This window comes from Geodermatophilus sp. CPCC 206100 (assembly GCF_048569675.1).
Taxonomy (GTDB): Bacteria; Actinomycetota; Actinomycetes; order Mycobacteriales; family Geodermatophilaceae; genus Geodermatophilus.
Genome location: NZ_JAQISV010000022.1, coordinates 36,136 through 53,609, shown reverse-complemented (window position 1 = coordinate 53,609; position 17,474 = coordinate 36,136). Strand labels below are relative to the sequence as shown.

Here is a 17,474-nt window from a genome sequence, read left to right as displayed (position 1 = left end):
GGTCGGCCCGGTCAGCCGACGAGGTCGCGGGCGGAGTCCCGGGCGGCCAGCCACTCGGTCAGCAGCCCGGGCGGCAGCGGACGGCTCAGGTGGTGACCCTGGACGACGTCGCAGCCGAGCCGGGCGAGCGCGTCGACGGTGGCCCGGTCCTCGGCCCCCTCGGCGACCAGGGTCAGGCCGAGGGCGTGGGCCAGCTGCAGGGTGGAGGTGACGATGGCCGCCGAGCGCGGGCTGCTGGTCATCGGGCCGACGAAGGCGCGGTCCAGCTTGAGCTCGGTCACCGGGAGCGCCGCGAGGTAGGCCAGGCTCGAGTAGCCGGTGCCGTAGTCGTCGATGGCCACGCCGACGCCGCCCGCGCGCAGCCGCGCCAGCACCCGCGCGGCGCGCTCCCGGTCCGCCATGAGCAGGCTCTCGGTCACCTCGAGCGTCAGCGTCTCCGCCGGGACGCCGTGCCGCTCCAGGAGCTCGGCCACCTCGTCGGGGAAGTCCTCGTCGACCAGGTTGGACGGGCTGACGTTGACCGCGACCGACAGCTCACGGCCGTCGTCCGCCCACGCCCGGCACTGCGCCAGCGCGCGGTCGAGGACCGCGGTCGTCAGGTCGCCCATGAGCCCGGCGGACTCGGCCAGGTCGATGAACGCGTCGGGGTACACCAGGCCGTCGGTGGGGTGCCGCCACCGCACCAGGGCCTCGACGCCCTCCACCCGGCCGGTCGCGAGCGTGAGCTTGGGCTGGTAGTGCAGGACCAGCTCGCCGCGGCCGATGGCCTGGCGCAGCTGCTCCACGGCCTCGATCCGGTGCCGGCCGGAGCCGTCGCGCGCCTCGTCGTAGACCGCGGCGCCGTGGCGGCCGGCCTTGGCCGAGTACATCGCGAGGTCGGCCATCTGGAGCAGCTCCTCGGCGACGCGCGAGTGCTCCGGTCCCAGCGCGATGCCGATGCTGGCGTCCATGCTCAGCGACATCCCGGACAGCGGGAAGGGCCGCTGCAGCGCGCCGCACAGCCGGTCGGCCAGGGCGAGGGCGCCGGCCTCGTCGAGGTCGGCGGCCAGCACGACGAACTCGTCGCCGCCGAGCCGGGCCAGCAGGTCCCCGCCGCGCAGCTGCGCCGCCAGCCGCGGCCCGACCTGGCGCAGCAGCGCGTCGCCGACGTCGTGCCCGAGGGAGTCGTTGATCTCCTTGAAGCGGTCCAGGTCGATGACGAGGAGGGCGGTGGCTGCGCCCCGGGCGAGCCGGGTGTCGGCCGCGGCCAGCGCCTCGAAGACGTGCCGCCGGTTGGGCAGGCCGGTGAGGTCGTCGGTGCGGGCCTGCCGGCGGCTGTCGGCCAGCGCCCGCGCGTCGCGGAAGGTGAGGGCGGTGCGGGCCAGGGCGGCCAGGACGGCGAGCAGCGCGAGGACGCCGGCCAGCGGGTCGTCGTCGTCGTCCATGTAGCCGGCGAACAGCAGCAGCAGGGCGCTGAGCGCGCAGACGACGGGGACGACGAGCGCGCCGAGCCCCTCCAGCCGGCTGGTGCCCCCGGACCGCGGCCGCTGGCAGGCGGCGAGGCCGAAGCAGGTGAACGCGAGTCCCCAGCCGAGGTCGAGCGCCCCGCCGGGGGCGAAGGTGCCGTGCACGACCTGGGCGGCGTAGACGGTGTCGGTGACGACGAACAGCGCCATGCCGCCGGTCAGCCACCACCACACCCCGCCGGCCCCGCGGCCGATGACGGTGAGCGCGCCGGCGATGAGCACGAGCAGGAGCAGGTCGGCCACCGGGTAGGCCGCCGCGGTGACCACGGTGGCGGCCGGGCCGTCGGCCGCGCGGAGCAGTGCCCCGAGGGCCAGCGCGGAGCCGAGCGCAGCGGCGGTGAGCCCGCTGACCACGCCGTCGAGCCACATGCTGGAGGTGAGCCGGCGGATCCGCCCGCGCAGCAGCAGGAAGAGCCCTCCGTAGGCCAGCGGGTAGAAGCCCATCCAGCCCAGGTCGGCCCAGGAGGGCCGCGGCACGTCGGGGTGGCCGCCGGCCAGCGCCTCGTGCGCGACGGCGCCGGCCAGGTAGGACAGGACCGCGCCGGCGAAGCACAGCCAGGCGCCGCGGTCGGCGGTGGGGACCACAGCGCGACTGGCCAGGAGCCCGGCCACCCCGGCGAGGAACAGCAGCTTGCCGCTGCCGGCCAGCACCGCGAGCGGACCGGTCGCGCCCACGCCCAGGGCCAGGACCGATCCGGCGTAGGTCGCCCCCAGGGCCGCGGCGGCGATCCGCACCCGGCCCAGCGACCGGTCGGTCCGCTGCCGGGTCCGCGCCCGCCGCCGGACGCCGCGCTCCTGGTCCACGTCCAAGGCATCGGCCGCCGCCCGGCGGCCCTCAACCCCAGCCGCCGGGCGGACCGGGCGGTTCCCCCCGAGGGGGGACCCGGCCGGGCGCACCGGTCCAGCGGGCCCCGGACCCTGCCGAAGGCCTGGGTGGGCCGCCCCCGTCCCCGAGACGCCGGGTGAACCTCCCACCCGACCCGAGGACGGCGATGAGCAGGACCGCAGCACGCGCACTGTGGCGTCGGATCCGCCGCCACGTCCTCCGCCAGCAGGACCTGGTGGAGCGGACCCGCGGCCTGTTCTACCTCCTCGCCACGGCGTCCCTGCTGCTGACCGCGGCCGGCGTCCTCGTCGGCGCCGATCCGCTGAGCCGGGCCCTGGTCGCCGCCTCCTGCTCCGCCCTCGTGGCCTCGTGGACCTGCTGCTACCGCTCCCGGCGGGCACCGCTGGTGCTCGACCTCGTCGACGCCCTCGCCGTGACGCTGTTCGCGCTGGCCTGCCCCGTCCCGGCGGCCGCGCTGAGCACGGTGTTCCCGGCGCTGTGGTTCCGGAGTGTCTACGGCGCCGCGGGCCGCGTGGTGGCCTACGCGGCCGGACTCGGCGCGGCGCTCGTGGCCTCGACCGAGCTGTGGCACGTCGTCCCCGGGCGCGCCGGGACGACCGACTCGGGGATCCTGCTGCTGACCCTCCCCATGCTGGTCATCACCGTGATCGGCGCCCGGCACCTCGCGCAGGGCATCTTCGCCCGCGAGCAGACGCGGGAGCGGGACGCGGCGCTCGCGGCGCTGGGCACCAGCCTGCTCGGCGTCGTGGACGTCGCCGAGGTCCGTCGCCGGGCCTGGCAGGCCATCGACACGATGTGCCGCATGACACCGGGGCTGCGGGCCCTGGTCATCGCGGACGAGGGCGAGGACGTGCCGCTGCGGGTGGCGGCCCAGGGCGGCCGGCTCGCCGTGCGCCTCCCCTCGCTGCCCCGCGAGCTCCTCCCTCCCGGCGACGAGCCCAACGAGGTCTACCCGGTCCCCGCGCCGCCCGCGCTGGTCGCGGCAGCCGGCGGCGGCGTCGGCTGGCTGTGCATGCCGCTGCCCGCGTCGCCGGGCCGGCACATGCTGCTCGGGTCGCCGGGCGGCGTGCCCGAGGAGGTCGTCACCGCGATCCGGTCGATGAACAACCAGGTCGCCCTGGCCCTGCGGGCCGCCGAGGCGCACGGCGACCTGGCCGTGCAGGCCCGCACCGACGCGCTGACCGGCCTGGGCAACCGCGCGGCGTTCACCGACGCCCTGGACGACGCCGTCCGGAACGGCGCCGGCAACACCTGGCTGCTGTTCCTCGACCTCGACGACTTCAAGGTCGTCAACGACGCCCTGGGGCACGCGGCCGGCGACCGGCTGCTGCGGCACGTCGCCGCCCGGATCTCCGGCGCCCTGCGCGGCGGGGACCTGTGTGCGCGGCTCGGCGGGGACGAGTTCGCGGTGCTGCTGCGCGGAGCCGGCGAGGGCGTGGTCCGGCAGATCAGCGCCCGGTTGGTGGACCTGGTGTCCGCACCGCAGCGGCTGGACGGGCAACTGGTGCAGGTCGGCGTCAGCATCGGCATGGCCGAGCTCGGCGTCGGGGTCACCGGGACGGAGGTCGTGCAGCGGGCCGACATCGCCATGTACGCGGCCAAGGCGGCCGGCAAGAACCGGGTGCAGGCCTTCTCCCCCGATCTGCTGGACGCCCCCGCCGCGTCGGCGCTGGAGTCGGAGCTGCGGCGGGCGGTGGCCGAGGAGCAGTTCGTCGTCCACTACCAGCCGATCCTCGCCACCGCCGACGGCCGGTGCACCGCGGTCGAGGCGCTGGTGCGCTGGGCGCACCCGACCCGCGGACTGCTCGGGCCCGACACGTTCCTCGAGGCCGCCGAGCGCACCGGCACGATCCTCCCGCTCGGCGAGCAGGTGCTGCGGCGGGCCTGCGCCGACGCCGCCGCCTGGCAGGACGGCGGCCGCCCGGTGGCGCTGCACGTGAACGCCGCGCCCTCCCAGTTGGCGCACCCGCACTTCCTCACGGTCGTCCGGGAGTGCCTCGGCCCGCACGGCCTGGCCCCAGAGCTGCTGGTCGTCGAGATCACCGAGTCGACCCTGCTCGACGCACCCGCCGTCCAGACCACGCTCGACGACCTCGCGGGGATGGGTGTCGGCATCGCCGTCGACGACTTCGGCACCGGGTACTCGGCGCTGACCACGCTGCGCACCCTCCCGGTGGGCGTCGTGAAGATCGACCGGAGCTTCGTCGCCGGCGCGGCCACGCAGGTGGCCGACCAGGCGGTGCTCGAGGCGATCGCCCAGATGGCCGCCCGGCTGGGGCTGGAGACCGTCGCCGAGGGCGTGGAGGACGCCGAGCAGCAGCGGTTCGTCGAGCAGGCGGGCATCACCGCGGTGCAGGGCTTCCTGCACCAGCGCCCCCTCCCGGCCGGCGAGCTGGCCGCGTGGCTGGAGCACCGGCGGTCGCTCTCCGCCGTCCGGGGCTGAGACCCCTTCCCCCGCCGCGCCCGGGCCGGGGACCCTGGACCCAGCCGGGCGAGGAGGCCGCCGTGACCCACCGGGACGACCCCGACCGCTGGACCGGCCCGACCTCCTCGGTCCGGGTCGGCGACCGGGCGCTGCGCCTGCCGCTGCGCTATCCGGACTCCGCCTGCTTCGCGGCGGTGCACCCGGCGTCCCACGACGCCGTGGCCGCCGCGCTGCCGGGGACGGCGCTGCGGCCGGTCCGCTGGGTGGACGGGCGGGCGCTGGTCTCCGTGGCCGCCTTCCGCTACCGCGCGGTGACCACCGCCGACACCCCGGCCGGCCGGCTCGCGCCGTACGGGGAGGTGTCGGTGGCCGCCGTGGTCACCCGGGGGCCGGCGCCGCGGCTCCTGCCGGTGCTGCGCCGCCGGCTGTCGCTGTTCGTGCTGCACCTGCCGGTGACCACCCGGGAGGCGCGGGACGCCGGGGTCGCGCTGTGGGGCTTCCCCAAGTTCGTGGCCGACATGGACTTCGCCGAGGAGCGGCCGGTCCGCCGGGTCACCCTCGCGGAGGGCGGGACGACGGTGTTCGAGCTGGCGGTCCGCGGGCGTGGGCCGGTGCTCGCCGACCGGCGGCCGGCGGTCATGTACACGACCCTCGGCGGGCAGCTGGTGGAGACGGTCGTGCCCATGGCCGGCCGGCTGCGGGTGGCCTTCGGCGCCGGCGCCGGCGAGCTCCGGCTGGGCGACCACCCGGTGGCCGACTCCCTGCGCGCGCTGGGCGTCGCCCCGCACCCGCTGGCCGTCTTCGACTACCTGGACCACCGCAGCGTGCTCCCGGCGGGCCGCCCGGTCGGGCCGGCTCCCGCCTACGCCGGGCACCGCGGTCAGGATCGGGACGCAGGCCGGTTCACCGTCCGCTATCCGCACACCCCGCCGTTGGACCTGTCCGGGCCGCTGGTCCCCGCTCCGGCCTGAGCGCGGTCACTCGGCGGCGGCCTCGACGTCCCGCGGGCGCAGCGCACCGGCCTCGACCAGCACGTCGACGGCCGGCTCGAGGTCGGCCAGGGCGCGCGCGAGGTCCTCCGGCCGGGCGATCGTCCAGGCCTGGGTCTCCACGTAGCAGCGGACCGCGTCGTCGAAGACCTCCGACCCGGCCGCCTCCCGGGCGGCGTGCAGGGCGGCGGCGCCCTTGCTGTAGACGCGGCGCTCGTAGTCGTCCTGGTCGGCGAACTCGGCCATCGTGCCGGCGACCGGGCCGCCCCGGTCCAGGTCGTCGTCGTCGCCGTGGTCGTCGGCGACGCTCTCCGCGTAGGTGGCGAACGCCTCGTCCAGCCACGGGTCCCGGAACTGGGAGTTGCCCACCATCCCGTAGAACCACATGTGCGCGACCTCGTGGACGACGAGTGAGAAGTCCGCCGACCCCAGCAGGATCGACGAGGGGTACTCCTCCCCGCCGCCGTCCCGGCCGTCCGACACCAGCGGCACGGTCAGCGTCGGGTACGGGAACGGGCCGAACCGCTCCTCGAGCAGCGCGATGGCGGTGGCGGTGTCCTCGGCCAGCTCGTCGGCGGAGGTGTCGGCTCCGGGGAGGACGCCCGCGGTCACCGTCGTGTCGCCCGCCTGCACCTGCGCCGTCTCGAACTCCCCCACCGCCACGCTGGCGTCGCGGGCGACCGGCTCGTGCGACTCCCACACCCGGCGACCGCTCTCGGCCGCCTGCGCCTGCTGCTGGTCCCCGGTCATGAGGACGGTGAGCTCCTCGGGCGCCGAGACCCGGATCGTCGTGTCGGCCACCGTCGCCGCCGTCGTCTCCCCGCTGATCTCGCTGAACGGGTCCTGCGCCCAGCCGTGCCCCGGCTCCCAGGTCAGCAGGGGGAACCCACCGGCCCACCAGGTGACGTCGTCGCGGGCGCCGAGCCGGTCGAACCCCGCCGGGGTGCGCCCGGTGGACAGGCGCAGCGTGAAGTCCAGCTCGACCGAGACGGTCTCCCCCGCCGCGACCGGCGCCCGCAGGTCGACCCGGTACAGCCCGCCGGGGGTGCCGGGCTCGGCGTCGGCGTCCACGTGCCGCCCGCCGGCCACGGCCTCCCCCCGGACCGCGTCGACCCGGAGCGCGTTCCCGGCCGACTGGGGCGCGTTGGGGATCAGCCGGAACCACAGCTCCTCGACCGGCAGGTCGGGCGTGAAGGCGAGGGTCTCCGTGCCGGTCACCGTGCGCCGGTCGTCGTCCAGCCGGAAGTCGAGGGTGACCACCGGCCGGTCGGGGTCGGGCGCGGCCCGTTCCGCCGTCGGGCACCCGGCTGCCGTCCCCGCCTCCGCAGCCCGCTCCTCCGGGGAGGACGTGCAGGCGGCGAGGAGGAGAGCGGCGCCGCAGCCGGCGGCCCACCGGCGTCCCGCTGCCCTGCGGTCGGTCGCGTCGAGCATGGTCTCTGCCCACCCGCGGGTGCGGACGGGCCCGCGCTCGACGGGTCTGCTCGCGGCCGCCCCCGACTGGGGCGCAATCTAGGGGGTGGCGGCGGCGGCGCGGCACCCCTCGCGGCGCGGGAGCTCACATCGTCGAGTACCGGTCAGTTGCCGGGCTCCCAGAAGAACTCGTCCATCGGCGGCACCTCGTCGAGGATCCCGTACTCGACAGCCTTCTGCGGCGCGGCCAGGAACTCCTCCTCGGTGTAGTCGGACTTGAACAGCGGCATGGTCAGCCGCTCCACCAGGGCGGGGTCGATCTCGGTGTACTCGGGGATCTGCGCCCGCCACTCGTCGGGGTGCTCCCGGGAGTAGTCCAGCGACTCGAAGATGGCCGCCTGGATGTCCTCGAAGAGCTCGGGGTCCTCCTCGATCTGAGTGGTCGTCGTGAAGTAGACGCCCGACATGCCGATGCCGTCGGGGACCAGGTCGAGCCAGTCGTCGGCGATCACCCGCGCCCCGGCGTCCTGGGCCAGCGTGCAGAACGGCTCGCCGCAGACGAACGACTGGACCTGCCCGCTGCCCAGCGCGGTCACCGCGTCGGGCAGGCTCATCTCGACGAAGTTGACGTTGTCCGGGTTGCCGCCGGCGGCCTCGATGGAGTTGCGGGCGAGGGTCTCGACCTGGCTGTTGAGGATGTTCAGCGCGACGGTCCGCCCCTCGAGGTCGCCGGCGTCCTGGATCGCGGGGTCGCTGGCCATGAGGGCGTTGATGTGCTGGCCCTCCTCGCCGTTGCTCCACGACGTCGGCGCGATCGCGGTGACCGGGAGGCCCTCCCCGCGGGCCTGCAGGATCGACACGATCCCGCTGAACCCGAACTGGTACTCCCCCGTCACGACCGCCGGCACCAGCGCCGCGCCGCCCTGGCCGAGGTTGAACTCCAGCTCGATGCCGCGGTCGCGGAAGAAGCCCTGGTCCTGACCGAGGTGCAGGATCGCGACGTCGCTGACCGGGATGATCCCGACCTGGACGGTGCGGACCTCCTCCGCCGCACTCCCGCCGCCGCCGCTCCCACCGCTGTCGCCCCCCTCGTCGGAGTCGCCGCCGCAGGCGCTGAGCAGCAGCGCCAGCGCGGCGACGACAGAGGTGGTGCGGGCGGCGGCGAGAGTGCGCAACGGTCCTCCAGGAGGGACACCGGTGGGGCGACAAGTGTGCGGCATCCGTACGCGGGTGCGGTTACCGGACGCCGGAACGCTAGGTGATGACCGTCACAGGGTCAACGCCCGGAGACCGCTTCGTGACCTCAGCGGCTCTGGAGCGCGTCGAGGGCCACCGCCATGGACGCCGCCACCCGGAAGTCCAGGCGCGGGTCGGGGACGGTCACGGTGTAGCGGTCGCGGATGGCCTTCTGCCGCTCGCTCACCAGGACCGTGGCCCCGGTCGCGGCGTCGACGAAGTCGAAGTGGAAGACGAAGGGCACCCAGACGTCCCCGATGAAGGGGATGAAGTCCCAGACCCGGCGCAGGACGGCGATGACTGGGCGCCGCTCGCGGCCCACGGCGGCGATCCCGGGTGCCTCGAGGTTCCAGGTCGACCGCACCAGGCTGGCGCCGAACTGCTTGCTGAACGTGCCCAGCGGCTGCCCGTACTCGTCGAAGACGTCGTGCTCGGCGTGGACGTCGAGCCGCTGGCGGGCCTTGAAGGAGAACACCCGGCGGCTCTTCGCGGCGTCGGAGAAGAAGACGACCTCCTCCTTGAGCTTCATCCGCTTCTGCTCGGCGAAGGCGAGCAGGTGCCCCTCGGATCCGTCGGGGTTGGCCGCGATCACCTCGTAGCGGTTGACCATGACGGTGATCCGCTGCTTGACGAAGAACTGCGGCACGACCATCGCGGCCGGGGGCTGGGCTCCTGGGGGCATGGGGCCGGGGGGCATCGTCACGGCGGGACTCCTCGGGTCGTCGGGTCGGGCGGTGGCCCATCGTGGCGCATCCCGGGGTGGCGACACCCCGACGTCCGCCGCGCTGGAATGAACGACCGGCGCCCCGACTTGGCTCCCACGTACGCGTGGCCGACCAGGGCCTCGGAAGACACCGCAGCACAGCCGGGGGACCCGTGAGCGCCGCCACCACCGCACCACCCACCGTCATCCCCCCACCTCCCCTGACCGGCCGGCGCCAGGCGCTGTTCACGCTGGTCCTGGGCACCTTCGTCGCCATCGGCCCACTGACGATCGACATGTACCTGCCGGCCCTCCCGACGATCACGACCGACCTGGCGACGACGTCGGCGACCATCCAGCTGACGCTGACCGGCACGCTCCTGGGCCTGGCCCTCGGCCAGCTGGTGCTCGGGCCGCTGTCGGACGCGCTGGGCCGCCGCCGTCCCCTGCTGGCCGGCACCGCGCTGTACGTGGTGGCCTCGCTGCTGGTGCTGGTCGCGCCGAACGTCGCGGTCCTGGGTGCGCTGCGCGTCCTGCAGGGCATGGGCAGCGCGGCCGGTGCGGTGATCGCGATGGCCGTCGTCCGGGACCTGCTCACCGGCCGGGCCGCGGCGACGATGATCTCCCGGCTGTTCCTCGTGCTGGGGGCCGCGCCGGTGCTCGCCCCGACCATCGGCGGGGAGATCCTGCGGTTCACCTCGTGGCGCGGCATCTTCGTGCTGCTGGCCGCCTACGCTGCGCTGCTGCTCGTGGTCGGCGGGCTGGTCCTGCGCGAGACGCTCCCGCCCGAGCGGCGCAGCACCACCGGCGTCCGCGGCACGCTGCGCACCTACCGCGGCCTGCTGCGCGACCGCACCTACGTCGGGCTGGTGCTGGTCGCCGGGCTGACCATGGCCGGGCTGTTCAGCTACGTGTCCGGCTCGTCGTTCGTCTTCCAGCGGGAGTTCGGGCTCGACGAGCAGCAGTTCGGCCTGCTGTTCGGCGCGGGCGCGTTCTGGCTGATCGCCGCCACGCAGCTCAACCCGATCGCGCTGCGGCGCTGGTCACCGGCCCAGGTGCTGTTCGGGGGCGTGCTGGCCGGGACCGCCGCCGGCGCCGTCCTGCTCGTCCTCGCCGTCACCGGCACCGGCGGGCTGGCCGGCGTGGTCGTGCCGCTGTGGGCGGTCCTCTTCGCCGGCGGTCTGGCGCTGCCCAACGCCCCGGCTCTCGCCCTCGCCCGCCACGGCGAGGCGGCCGGCGCGGCCGCGGCGCTGCTGGGCGCCGTCCAGTTCGGCGTCGGCGCCTCCGTCGCCCCGCTCGTCGGCGTGCTCGGCAACGACGCCGCCGCGATGGGCACCGTGATCGTCGGCTCCCTGCTGGTGGCGATCGCCGTGCTCGTGACCGTCGTCCGCCCGTGGCAGCTCACCGAGACCGGGGAGCAGCCGGCCCCGGTCGGCTGAGCCCCGGGACCGGCCGCGGGTCAGGCGCGGCGCTGGCCGGAGGCGGTGGCGCCCTCGGAGCCGCTCACCCGCGACTGCTCGCTCGTGCTGTCGTCCAGCGGCACCTCGCGGGCGACGTTGCGCCCGGCGGCCGGTTGCACCTCGGCCCGGTGCGACGGCGTCCGCAGCGGCAGCTGCTGCAGGGACGCCGGGTCGGCCCGGCCCCACTCGCTCTCGACGTCGGTGAGCAGGGCCTCCAGGTAGGCGCGCAGCTGCACCCGGCAGGCCTGGGCGAACGCCTTGAGGTAGGCGACCTGCTCCTCGAGCTCCTGGGTGGTGCTGGCGCCGGTCCCGGCCCCGACCCCGGCCTCCGCCGACGCCGCCGCGGGCTGGGTCCCGCCGACCATCTTGGCCGCGGCCTCCTGCGCCGCCTGGATGATCGCGCCGGCGTTCTCGCGGGCCCGGCGCAGCTGCTCCTCGTACTGCGCCCGGGCGTCGGCGGTCATCTGCCGGCTGAAGTCCTCGGCCTCGGCGACGTAGCTGTCGGCGGTCTGCTGGGCGCTGGCCAGGATGCGCACCGCCTGGTCGCTGGGCGGCTCGACGACGGAGGCACCGGCGGCCTGCTCGCGCAGCGCGTGGACCTCGTCGCGCAGCTCGGCCTTCTCGGCGTGCAGCTGCGCCATCTCCTCGGCCATGCGGTCGAGGAAGCGGTCCACCTCGACCTCGGCGTACCCCGGCCGCATCATCGTGCCCCGGGTGAACTGCACGCTGCGGATGTCGCCCGGCGTCATCCGCCGCTCCACCCGCGGCTGCGCGTACTCGTGGGCGCTCATTCGGTCACCTCTCCGTCAAGGCTGGGTCCCAGCCGGCTCGGGGCGAACACCTCGCTGCGGATGCGCTCCGGTCGGACGCCGTCCTTGACCAGTCGCGTCGTCGTGTCCTCGACCATGGCGGCCGGCCCGGCCACGTAGACGTCCCGGCTCGTCCAGGGGCCGTGCCGCACGACCACCTCCCCGACGTCGCCCTGCTCCAGGGGGGACAGGTCGTCGCCGGAGACGGCGAAGGTCACGGTGAGCCACGGGTGCTCGGCGTCCAGGCGCTCGAGGTCGGCGCGGTCGTAGATCCGCTCCTCGGTGCGGGAGCCGACGAAGAGGTCGACCCGCCGCGGCGGCCCGTGGCGGGCCACCTGGTCGACCACGGCCTTGAGCGGTGCCAGGCCGGTGCCGCCGGCGACCAGCAGGAGGTCGCGGTCGGAGTCCTGGTCGAAGTGGATGTGCCCCAGCGGCGGCCCGAGGTGGAGGACGTCGCCCTGGCCGACCCGGCGGACCAGCGCGGTGCTGACCGGGCCCCCGTCGTAGGCGCGGACGTGGATCTCCAACAGCCCGTCGGGGCGCGGCGCGTTGGCCGGCGAGTAGTACCGCCACAGCTTGGGCCGCACGTCGCTCTCCAGCGAGATCGACTCACCGGCCCGGTAGGGGAACTCCGGCGTGGGGCGCAGCCACATGACCGCGGTGTCGACCGTGCGCCGCTCGTGGGACACCACCTCGGCGTCCCACCACGGCGGCTCGTCCGTCGCCGCCTCCGCCGCCTCGATCATCACCTGTGCCACGACCCCGTAGGCGTCGGCCCAGGTCTGCTCGAGCGCCGGGTTCCACTCGTCGTCGAAGTGCTTGAGCGTGGCGATCAGGCTGGCGCCGACGGCCGGGTAGTGCTCGGCGACGGTCCCGAACTTGCGGTGGTCGCGGCCCAGCGCCTGGAGGATGGGCACCAGCCGGTCCAGGTCGTCGACGTAGGCCACGACGTCCCCCAGCGCCTGGAACAGCCGGTCGCGCTGGTGCGCCATCGAGATGGGGAAGAGCTTCCGCGTCGCCGGGTGGCTGAGGAACAGGTGGGAGTAGAAGTAGAGGGGCGCCTCGTCGCCGGCGGCGGCCGCCTTGGCGAAGCTCGCCCGCATCGCAGGGATGTCCACCAGCACCTCCGTTCCCCCGTGCTGTCGGCCGGCGACTCCCGCCCCGCACGTCGGACCGGGCGTGTTCGCCGCAACCCACCGTAGCGAGACGACGGCGTGCTGGCGATCTCAGGTGCCGGTCAGACCCGCTCCTCCACGAACCGCGCGATCTCCCGGGCGAGGCCCGCCTCGGCGCCGCCGTACTCGTGGCCGGCACCGGGCACCTCGGCCGACACCCGGTCGGCGACGGTCATGCGGTCGAACAGCTCCCGCCACGCCGGGACCCGGGTCTCCGCTCCGCCCCAGGCCAGCAGCAGCGGGCTGGACGAGGCGTTGACCCCGTCGAGCCAGCGGTCGGGACGCTCGGCGAGGCGCTCGAGGAAGGACGCCGCGGAGATGGCGAAGTACCACGCCGGGACCGGCAGCAGGAGGTGGCCCTGCCCGGCGTCGACCAGCGCCTGGGCGTGCGCGTGCGCCTCCTCCAGGGCCGCGTCGTCGGCGTACCAGGCCGTCAGCGGGAAGCGGACCGACGTGAGGGGCGAGAGGAAGACGCGCGCGGCGATCCCGTCGGCACCCGGACCCCAGTCACCGAGGAAGTAGCCGCCGGCGGAGTGGCCGACGACCACCACCGGCAGCCCGGTCCGCTCCCGCAGCCAGGCCACACCCGCGGCGATGTCGGCCGGGCCCTCGTCCAGCCGCTCCCACATCCCGCCGTACGCGGCCTCGGGGCCGGTCGCGATGCCGGGGGCGTCCCCGAGCCGGCTGTAGGCGAGGTCGTGACAGCGCAGGTTCAGCGACAGGTGCAGGAACCGGTCGGGCGCCAGGTGGGGCGGCAGGGTCCGCGGCGGGCCGGAGTAGAAGTTGCCGCCCTTGCCGTGCACGTGCAGCAGCGCGGCGCGCGGCCGGTCCGGGGGCGGGAGGAGCAGGCCCTGCAGCAGGGTGCCGTCCTCGGCGGGGACGTCGACCAGCTGCGGGCCGCCGGTGGGCAGGCCGCTCGTCACGGGGCTCTCCTCGTCGTGGGACGGCGCTCCCCGGTGCGGCGGCGTCGCCGCACCGGGGAGCCGGGGCCGGTGTCGCTCAGTCGTCGAGGATGAGCTCGTCGTAGTCGATGTCCGCCTCGAGCAGCCCGTACTCGGTCATCATCTCGCCGGTCGTCTCGATGGACTCGCGGTCGTTCTGACCGCGCCACTGGATGAGGTTGACCGACGCCGCGAGCTCCGGGGCGAAGTTCTCGATGAGCTGCGGCATCGCGGCGCGGAAGGCCTCCGGGTCCTGCTGGATGTCCTCGGCGGTGGCCTGGACGGCCCGGCCGAAGGCGGCCACGACGTCCTCCCCCACCCGGGCGACGGTCTCGTCGGTCATCGTCATGACGCCGATCTGCAGCCCCGGCTGGATGGCGACCCACGGCCGGTCGACGACCCGCAGCCCCTGGTTCTGGCCGATGGTCGCGAACGGCTCGATGACGATCCCGGCGTCGACGTCACCGCGGGCGAGCCCGGCCAGGATCTCCGGGAACGGCAGCTCGACCGGGCTGATCGCGTCCTGCGGCTTGCCCAGCTCCTCGAGGGTGCTGCGGATGTAGAGCTCGTTGACGTTGCGCAGCGCGTTGACGCCCATCCGGACGCCGTCGAGGTCCTCCGGGCCCTGGATCGGGCTGTCGGCGGGCACGAGCACCGCCGCGAAGTCGCCGTCGGGCTCCTCCGAGGTGGCACTGCCGGCGGCGACGAACTTGATCGGCAGGTCGGCGCCGACGCTGGTGAGCGCCGACACGAGGTCCAGGCCCAGGACGTCCATGTCGCCCTGCAGCAGGGCCGGCACGGTGGAGGTGCCACCGCCGGGGTTCACCCGGGCCTGCAGGTCGATCCCCTCGTCCTCGAAGTGCCCGCGCTGCACGCCGTAGCTCACGAAGGCGAACGGGGCGCCGGGGGTCTCGGCCATGGTGAGCGTGGTCGGGCCGCTGTCGGCGCCGCCGCTCGTCGTGGCGGCGGCCTCGGTCGAGCCGCCGTCGTCCGACCCGCCGCAGGCGGTGCTCGCCATGAGCACCGCGGCGGTGACCACGGCCCAGGTGGCCTTCGAGCGCTTCATCCGGTGTCTCCTCGAGAAGTCAGTGCTGGGCGCCGCCCGAGAGGGGGCGCCGTAACGTACGTCACGCTTCTGCACAGCGCAACAGCAGCGGGGTTTCCTTCCGCTGTGTCGAACGCGTCACTTCAGGAAGAAGTGCACCCAGCGCTTCCCCTCGGCGAGCCCGGCGAGCTCCTGACCGGCCGCCTGCATGATCAGCGGCGAGGACGAGACGTGCTGCGTGCCACCGTGCACGTCGCGGAACAGGCGCTGGATGGTGCCGCGCCGCAGGGCGTCCGTGCCGGCCGACGTGTAGACGAACTGGGCGATCTCGGCGACGGAGAACGTGGCGTTGTGCAGGGCCACCCGGTTGAGCGTGTGCAGCCGCAGCGGGATCTCCTCGCCCCGCGCGAGCACCTGCTCGATCTCCTCCCAGACCTCGTACAGCAGCGCCTTGGCCGCGCGCAGCTTCACCTCGGCCTGGGCGAAGTGCTCGGAGAAGGCGACGGTGTCGGTCTGCGCACCGGGCCGACCCGCCTTGGCGCGGACGACCGCGGCGAGCTCGTCGAGCAGCCGCCGGCCCACGCCGAGCACCCAGCCCCCGTGGTTGATGCTGGCGAAGTTGCCGATGCCGATGCGGTAGAGGTCGCCCCCGGTCACCGGCTCGGTGGTCAGCGAGGGGTAGCTGTGCTCGATCGGGACGAAGCAGTCCTCGAGCGTGTAGTCGATGCTGCCGGTGCCGCGCAGGCCGAGGACGTCCCAGTTCTCGATGAAGGTGACCTGCTCGACCGGGACGATGAAGAACCGCGTCTCGCCGGTCTCGGTGTCCTGCGCCGCGGTGTGCAGGTGGGTGCAGTGCTTGATGCCGGAGGCGAAGGACCAGTCGCCGGAGATGCGGTGGCCGCCGTCCACCGGGACGGCGCGGCCGGGCTTCGTGCCCTGCCCGGCGATGCCCAGCCGCGGGGTGGCGAACAGCTCGCGTGCGGCGTCCTTGCCGAAGAACGCACCGGCCAGTCCGGTCGACAGGCCCATGGCCATGGCGACCCAGCCGGTCGAGGGGTCGGCGTAGGAGAGGGTGCGGAAGAGGTCCATCGCCTGGCGCGGGGTCATCTCGGCGCCGCCGAGTTCGCGCGGGGTGATGACCCCGATCGCGCCGATCCGGTAGAGCGCCTCGATGACCGGCTCGGCGATGCGGCCCTCGCGGTCGTTCTCCTCGGCGTGGCTGTCGATGAGCTCGAACAGTCCCTCGGCCTGCCGGATGACCTCGGCCGGCTCCGGCGACGCCTCTCGGGTGGCCTGCGTCCCCTGCACCGTCGTCATGCCGTTCCTCCGTCGTGGCCGGTCCCGTTCCGGGAGGCGACTGTAGGCAGAGGGGAACGCGCGGGACGACGATCCGCTGATAGGGAGTGGGGGTCCGCTGATTCCCGTTGGGAATCAGCATCCGACCTGGCAACTCCTGGCCCGGCGCGGGGTCCGGGAGCCGCGGTGATGACTCGCGGGTGTCAGCGGGGGGCGCCGTCCTCCCACGGACGCAGGGCGAGGAAGTTCGCCAGGGCGGCCGGCTGCGGGCCGGCGCGCCACATCGCGCCCATGGTCAGCGTCAGGCCGGCGTCCTCCAGCGGCACGTGGGCCACCGTCGGCTGGGCGGCGAACCGCGCCGACGCCGGGACGAAGGCGATGCCGAGCCCGCCCGCGACCAGGCCGATCGCGATCGACGTGCTGCTGACCTCGTGCGCCACCCGGGGGCTGAAGCCGGCGCGGTTGCAGGCGGTCACGTAGTAGTCGTGCAGCATCGGCTCCACCGAGCGGTCCAGGAGCACCAGTTCCTCGTCCGCGATCTCCTCCAGGCGGACCGACGGGCGCCCGGCGAACCGGTGCCCGCGGGGGACGACGAGCTGCACCGGCTCCTCGCTGACCAGCTCGGTCCGCAGGTCCGGCCGCGGCGTGATGGGCAGCCGGACGAAGGCCAGGTGGATGCTGCGGTCGGCGACGCCCTCGAGCGCGGTCCGGGTGGTGGTCTCGCTCAGGGTGAGGACGACGCCCGGGTAGTGCCGGCGGAACACCCGCAGCGAGCGCGGCAGCAGGTCGGCCAGGGCGGGCTGGATGAAGCCGATCGCCAGCCGGCCCACCTCGCCGCGCACCACCGCACGGGCGCGGTCCACCGCGTTCCCGGCCCGGGCGAGCACCTCGACCGCCTCGGCGAGGAAGACCCGCCCGGCCTCGGTGAGCGTGACGCCGCGGCGGTCCCGCTCGAGCAGCCGGACCCCGAGCTCGTGCTCCAGCGCGCTGACCTGCTTGCTCAGCGCGGGCTGGGCGATGTGCAGCTTCTCCGCGGCCCGCCGGAAGTGGAGCTCCTCCGCGACGGCGACGAAGTAGCGCAGGTGCCGCAGTTCCACCGGCGGAGCATCCCCCACGGGCGGGGCCGCCGTCCGCCGGTGTCACCCGGGCGGTGGTGCCTCCGCGTGCGCCGGCGCGGCCCGCCAGCGGGCGCGCCACTCCGGCGCCTCCCACGCCTCGCCCCCGTAGATCGTCTCGCGGGCGACCTTGCCGTCCCGGAACTCCAGGACGTCGACGCCGTACATCCACGGCCCGCCGTCGTAGCGCAGGCGCAGCTCGGCGACCCAGACGTCGCCCGCTCCCCGCACCCGGTCCAGCTCGTAGTCGATGGAGGTCGCCGGGTAGTCCTTCCGCCACGGGAGGAAGTTGGCGACGCCCTCGAACCGCTCCCCCGACTGCGGGAACTCCAGGACGGCGTCGGGGTGGTAGATCGAGCTCGCGCCCTCCTCGTCGTCGGCCGCGCTGTGCTCCAGGTAGTGCTGCACCGCCGCCCGTGCGGACGCCTCGTCCATGGCCACTCCTCGGCACCGGTCCCCGCGCGACGACTGTCCTCCGCCGGGCAGGTGCCGTCGAGGGGTTGCCGTGGCGCTCGGGA

Annotated in this window: 14 protein-coding genes; 3 read left to right on the top strand and 11 right to left on the bottom strand. The window is 74.9% G+C overall.

Annotated elements, in window-relative coordinates:
• Window positions 1-11: 11 nt before the first annotated feature.
• Window positions 12-2,309: a putative bifunctional diguanylate cyclase/phosphodiesterase gene (locus PGN05_RS12560; protein ID WP_419752884.1), complete on the bottom strand. Its 2,298-nt coding sequence runs from the start codon at window positions 2,307-2,309 to the stop codon at window positions 12-14.
• Window positions 2,310-2,497: 188 nt separating this feature from the next.
• On the opposite strand from PGN05_RS12560, the gene PGN05_RS12555 reads away from it, so the two are divergent.
• Window positions 2,498-4,795, top strand: a complete 2,298-nt coding sequence (locus PGN05_RS12555; RefSeq protein ID WP_419752883.1) for a putative bifunctional diguanylate cyclase/phosphodiesterase — start codon at window positions 2,498-2,500, stop codon at window positions 4,793-4,795.
• Between the two features lie 62 nt (window positions 4,796-4,857).
• Complete coding sequence (locus PGN05_RS12550) at window positions 4,858-5,748, top strand: acetoacetate decarboxylase family protein (protein ID WP_419752882.1); 891 nt, start codon at window positions 4,858-4,860, stop codon at window positions 5,746-5,748.
• A gap of 6 nt (window positions 5,749-5,754) precedes the next feature.
• On the opposite strand, the gene PGN05_RS12545 is transcribed toward PGN05_RS12550, so the two are convergent.
• The 3 genes from PGN05_RS12545 to PGN05_RS12535 all read right to left on the bottom strand — a co-directional run bounded on the left by PGN05_RS12545 (window position 5,755) and on the right by PGN05_RS12535 (window position 9,109).
• Window positions 5,755-7,197, bottom strand: a complete 1,443-nt coding sequence (locus tag PGN05_RS12545) for a M1 family aminopeptidase (protein WP_419752881.1) — start codon at window positions 7,195-7,197, stop codon at window positions 5,755-5,757.
• A gap of 143 nt (window positions 7,198-7,340) precedes the next feature.
• Window positions 7,341-8,351, bottom strand: coding sequence for an ABC transporter substrate-binding protein (locus PGN05_RS12540; RefSeq protein WP_419752880.1), 1,011 nt, complete (start codon window positions 8,349-8,351; stop codon window positions 7,341-7,343).
• A 128-nt stretch (window positions 8,352-8,479) separates the two neighbouring features.
• Window positions 8,480-9,109 (bottom strand): hypothetical protein, encoded by a 630-nt coding sequence (locus tag PGN05_RS12535; RefSeq protein ID WP_419752949.1) that lies wholly within the window; start codon window positions 9,107-9,109, stop codon window positions 8,480-8,482.
• Window positions 9,110-9,288: 179 nt separating this feature from the next.
• Here PGN05_RS12535 and PGN05_RS12530 point away from each other — a divergent pair, with 179 nt between their 5' ends.
• Window positions 9,289-10,554, top strand: coding sequence for a multidrug effflux MFS transporter (locus tag PGN05_RS12530; protein ID WP_419752879.1), 1,266 nt, complete (start codon window positions 9,289-9,291; stop codon window positions 10,552-10,554).
• 20 nt (window positions 10,555-10,574) lie between these two features.
• Here PGN05_RS12530 and PGN05_RS12525 read toward each other — a convergent pair whose 3' ends face one another.
• From PGN05_RS12525 to PGN05_RS12495, 7 genes are all read right to left on the bottom strand, one after another.
• Window positions 10,575-11,366, bottom strand: coding sequence for a DivIVA domain-containing protein (locus PGN05_RS12525; protein WP_419752878.1), 792 nt, complete (start codon window positions 11,364-11,366; stop codon window positions 10,575-10,577).
• Window positions 11,363-12,502: a globin domain-containing protein gene (locus PGN05_RS12520; protein ID WP_419752877.1), complete on the bottom strand. Its 1,140-nt coding sequence runs from the start codon at window positions 12,500-12,502 to the stop codon at window positions 11,363-11,365. Before PGN05_RS12520 ends, PGN05_RS12525 begins: the two co-directional genes overlap by 4 nt.
• 119 nt (window positions 12,503-12,621) lie before the next feature.
• A complete protein-coding gene (locus PGN05_RS12515) occupies window positions 12,622-13,482 on the bottom strand; it encodes an alpha/beta hydrolase (protein ID WP_419752876.1) in 861 nt (286 codons plus the stop codon).
• 76 nt (window positions 13,483-13,558) lie between these two features.
• A complete protein-coding gene (locus tag PGN05_RS12510; RefSeq protein ID WP_419752875.1) occupies window positions 13,559-14,566 on the bottom strand; it encodes an ABC transporter substrate-binding protein in 1,008 nt (335 codons plus the stop codon).
• 117 nt (window positions 14,567-14,683) lie between these two features.
• Window positions 14,684-15,862: an acyl-CoA dehydrogenase family protein gene (locus PGN05_RS12505; protein ID WP_419752874.1), complete on the bottom strand. Its 1,179-nt coding sequence runs from the start codon at window positions 15,860-15,862 to the stop codon at window positions 14,684-14,686.
• A gap of 182 nt (window positions 15,863-16,044) precedes the next feature.
• On the bottom strand, window positions 16,045-16,938 hold the full coding sequence (locus PGN05_RS12500) for a LysR substrate-binding domain-containing protein (RefSeq protein WP_419752873.1): 894 nt from the start codon (window positions 16,936-16,938) through the stop codon (window positions 16,045-16,047).
• Between the two features lie 42 nt (window positions 16,939-16,980).
• On the bottom strand, window positions 16,981-17,391 hold the full coding sequence (locus tag PGN05_RS12495) for a nuclear transport factor 2 family protein (RefSeq protein WP_419752872.1): 411 nt from the start codon (window positions 17,389-17,391) through the stop codon (window positions 16,981-16,983).
• Between the last annotated feature and the right edge of the window lie 83 nt (window positions 17,392-17,474).

Coding starts and splice junctions, on each gene's coding strand:
- PGN05_RS12555 (WP_419752883.1), top strand. CDS start 2,498: ATGAGCAGGACCGCAGCACGCGCACTGTGGCGTCGGATCCGCCGCCAC.
- PGN05_RS12545 (WP_419752881.1), bottom strand. CDS start 7,197: ATGCTCGACGCGACCGACCGCAGGGCAGCGGGACGCCGGTGGGCCGCC.
- PGN05_RS12535 (WP_419752949.1), bottom strand. CDS start 9,109: ATGCCCCCCGGCCCCATGCCCCCAGGAGCCCAGCCCCCGGCCGCGATG.
- PGN05_RS12525 (WP_419752878.1), bottom strand. CDS start 11,366: ATGAGCGCCCACGAGTACGCGCAGCCGCGGGTGGAGCGGCGGATGACG.
- PGN05_RS12510 (WP_419752875.1), bottom strand. CDS start 14,566: ATGAAGCGCTCGAAGGCCACCTGGGCCGTGGTCACCGCCGCGGTGCTC.
- PGN05_RS12505 (WP_419752874.1), bottom strand. CDS start 15,862: ATGACGACGGTGCAGGGGACGCAGGCCACCCGAGAGGCGTCGCCGGAG.
- PGN05_RS12495 (WP_419752872.1), bottom strand. CDS start 17,391: ATGGACGAGGCGTCCGCACGGGCGGCGGTGCAGCACTACCTGGAGCAC.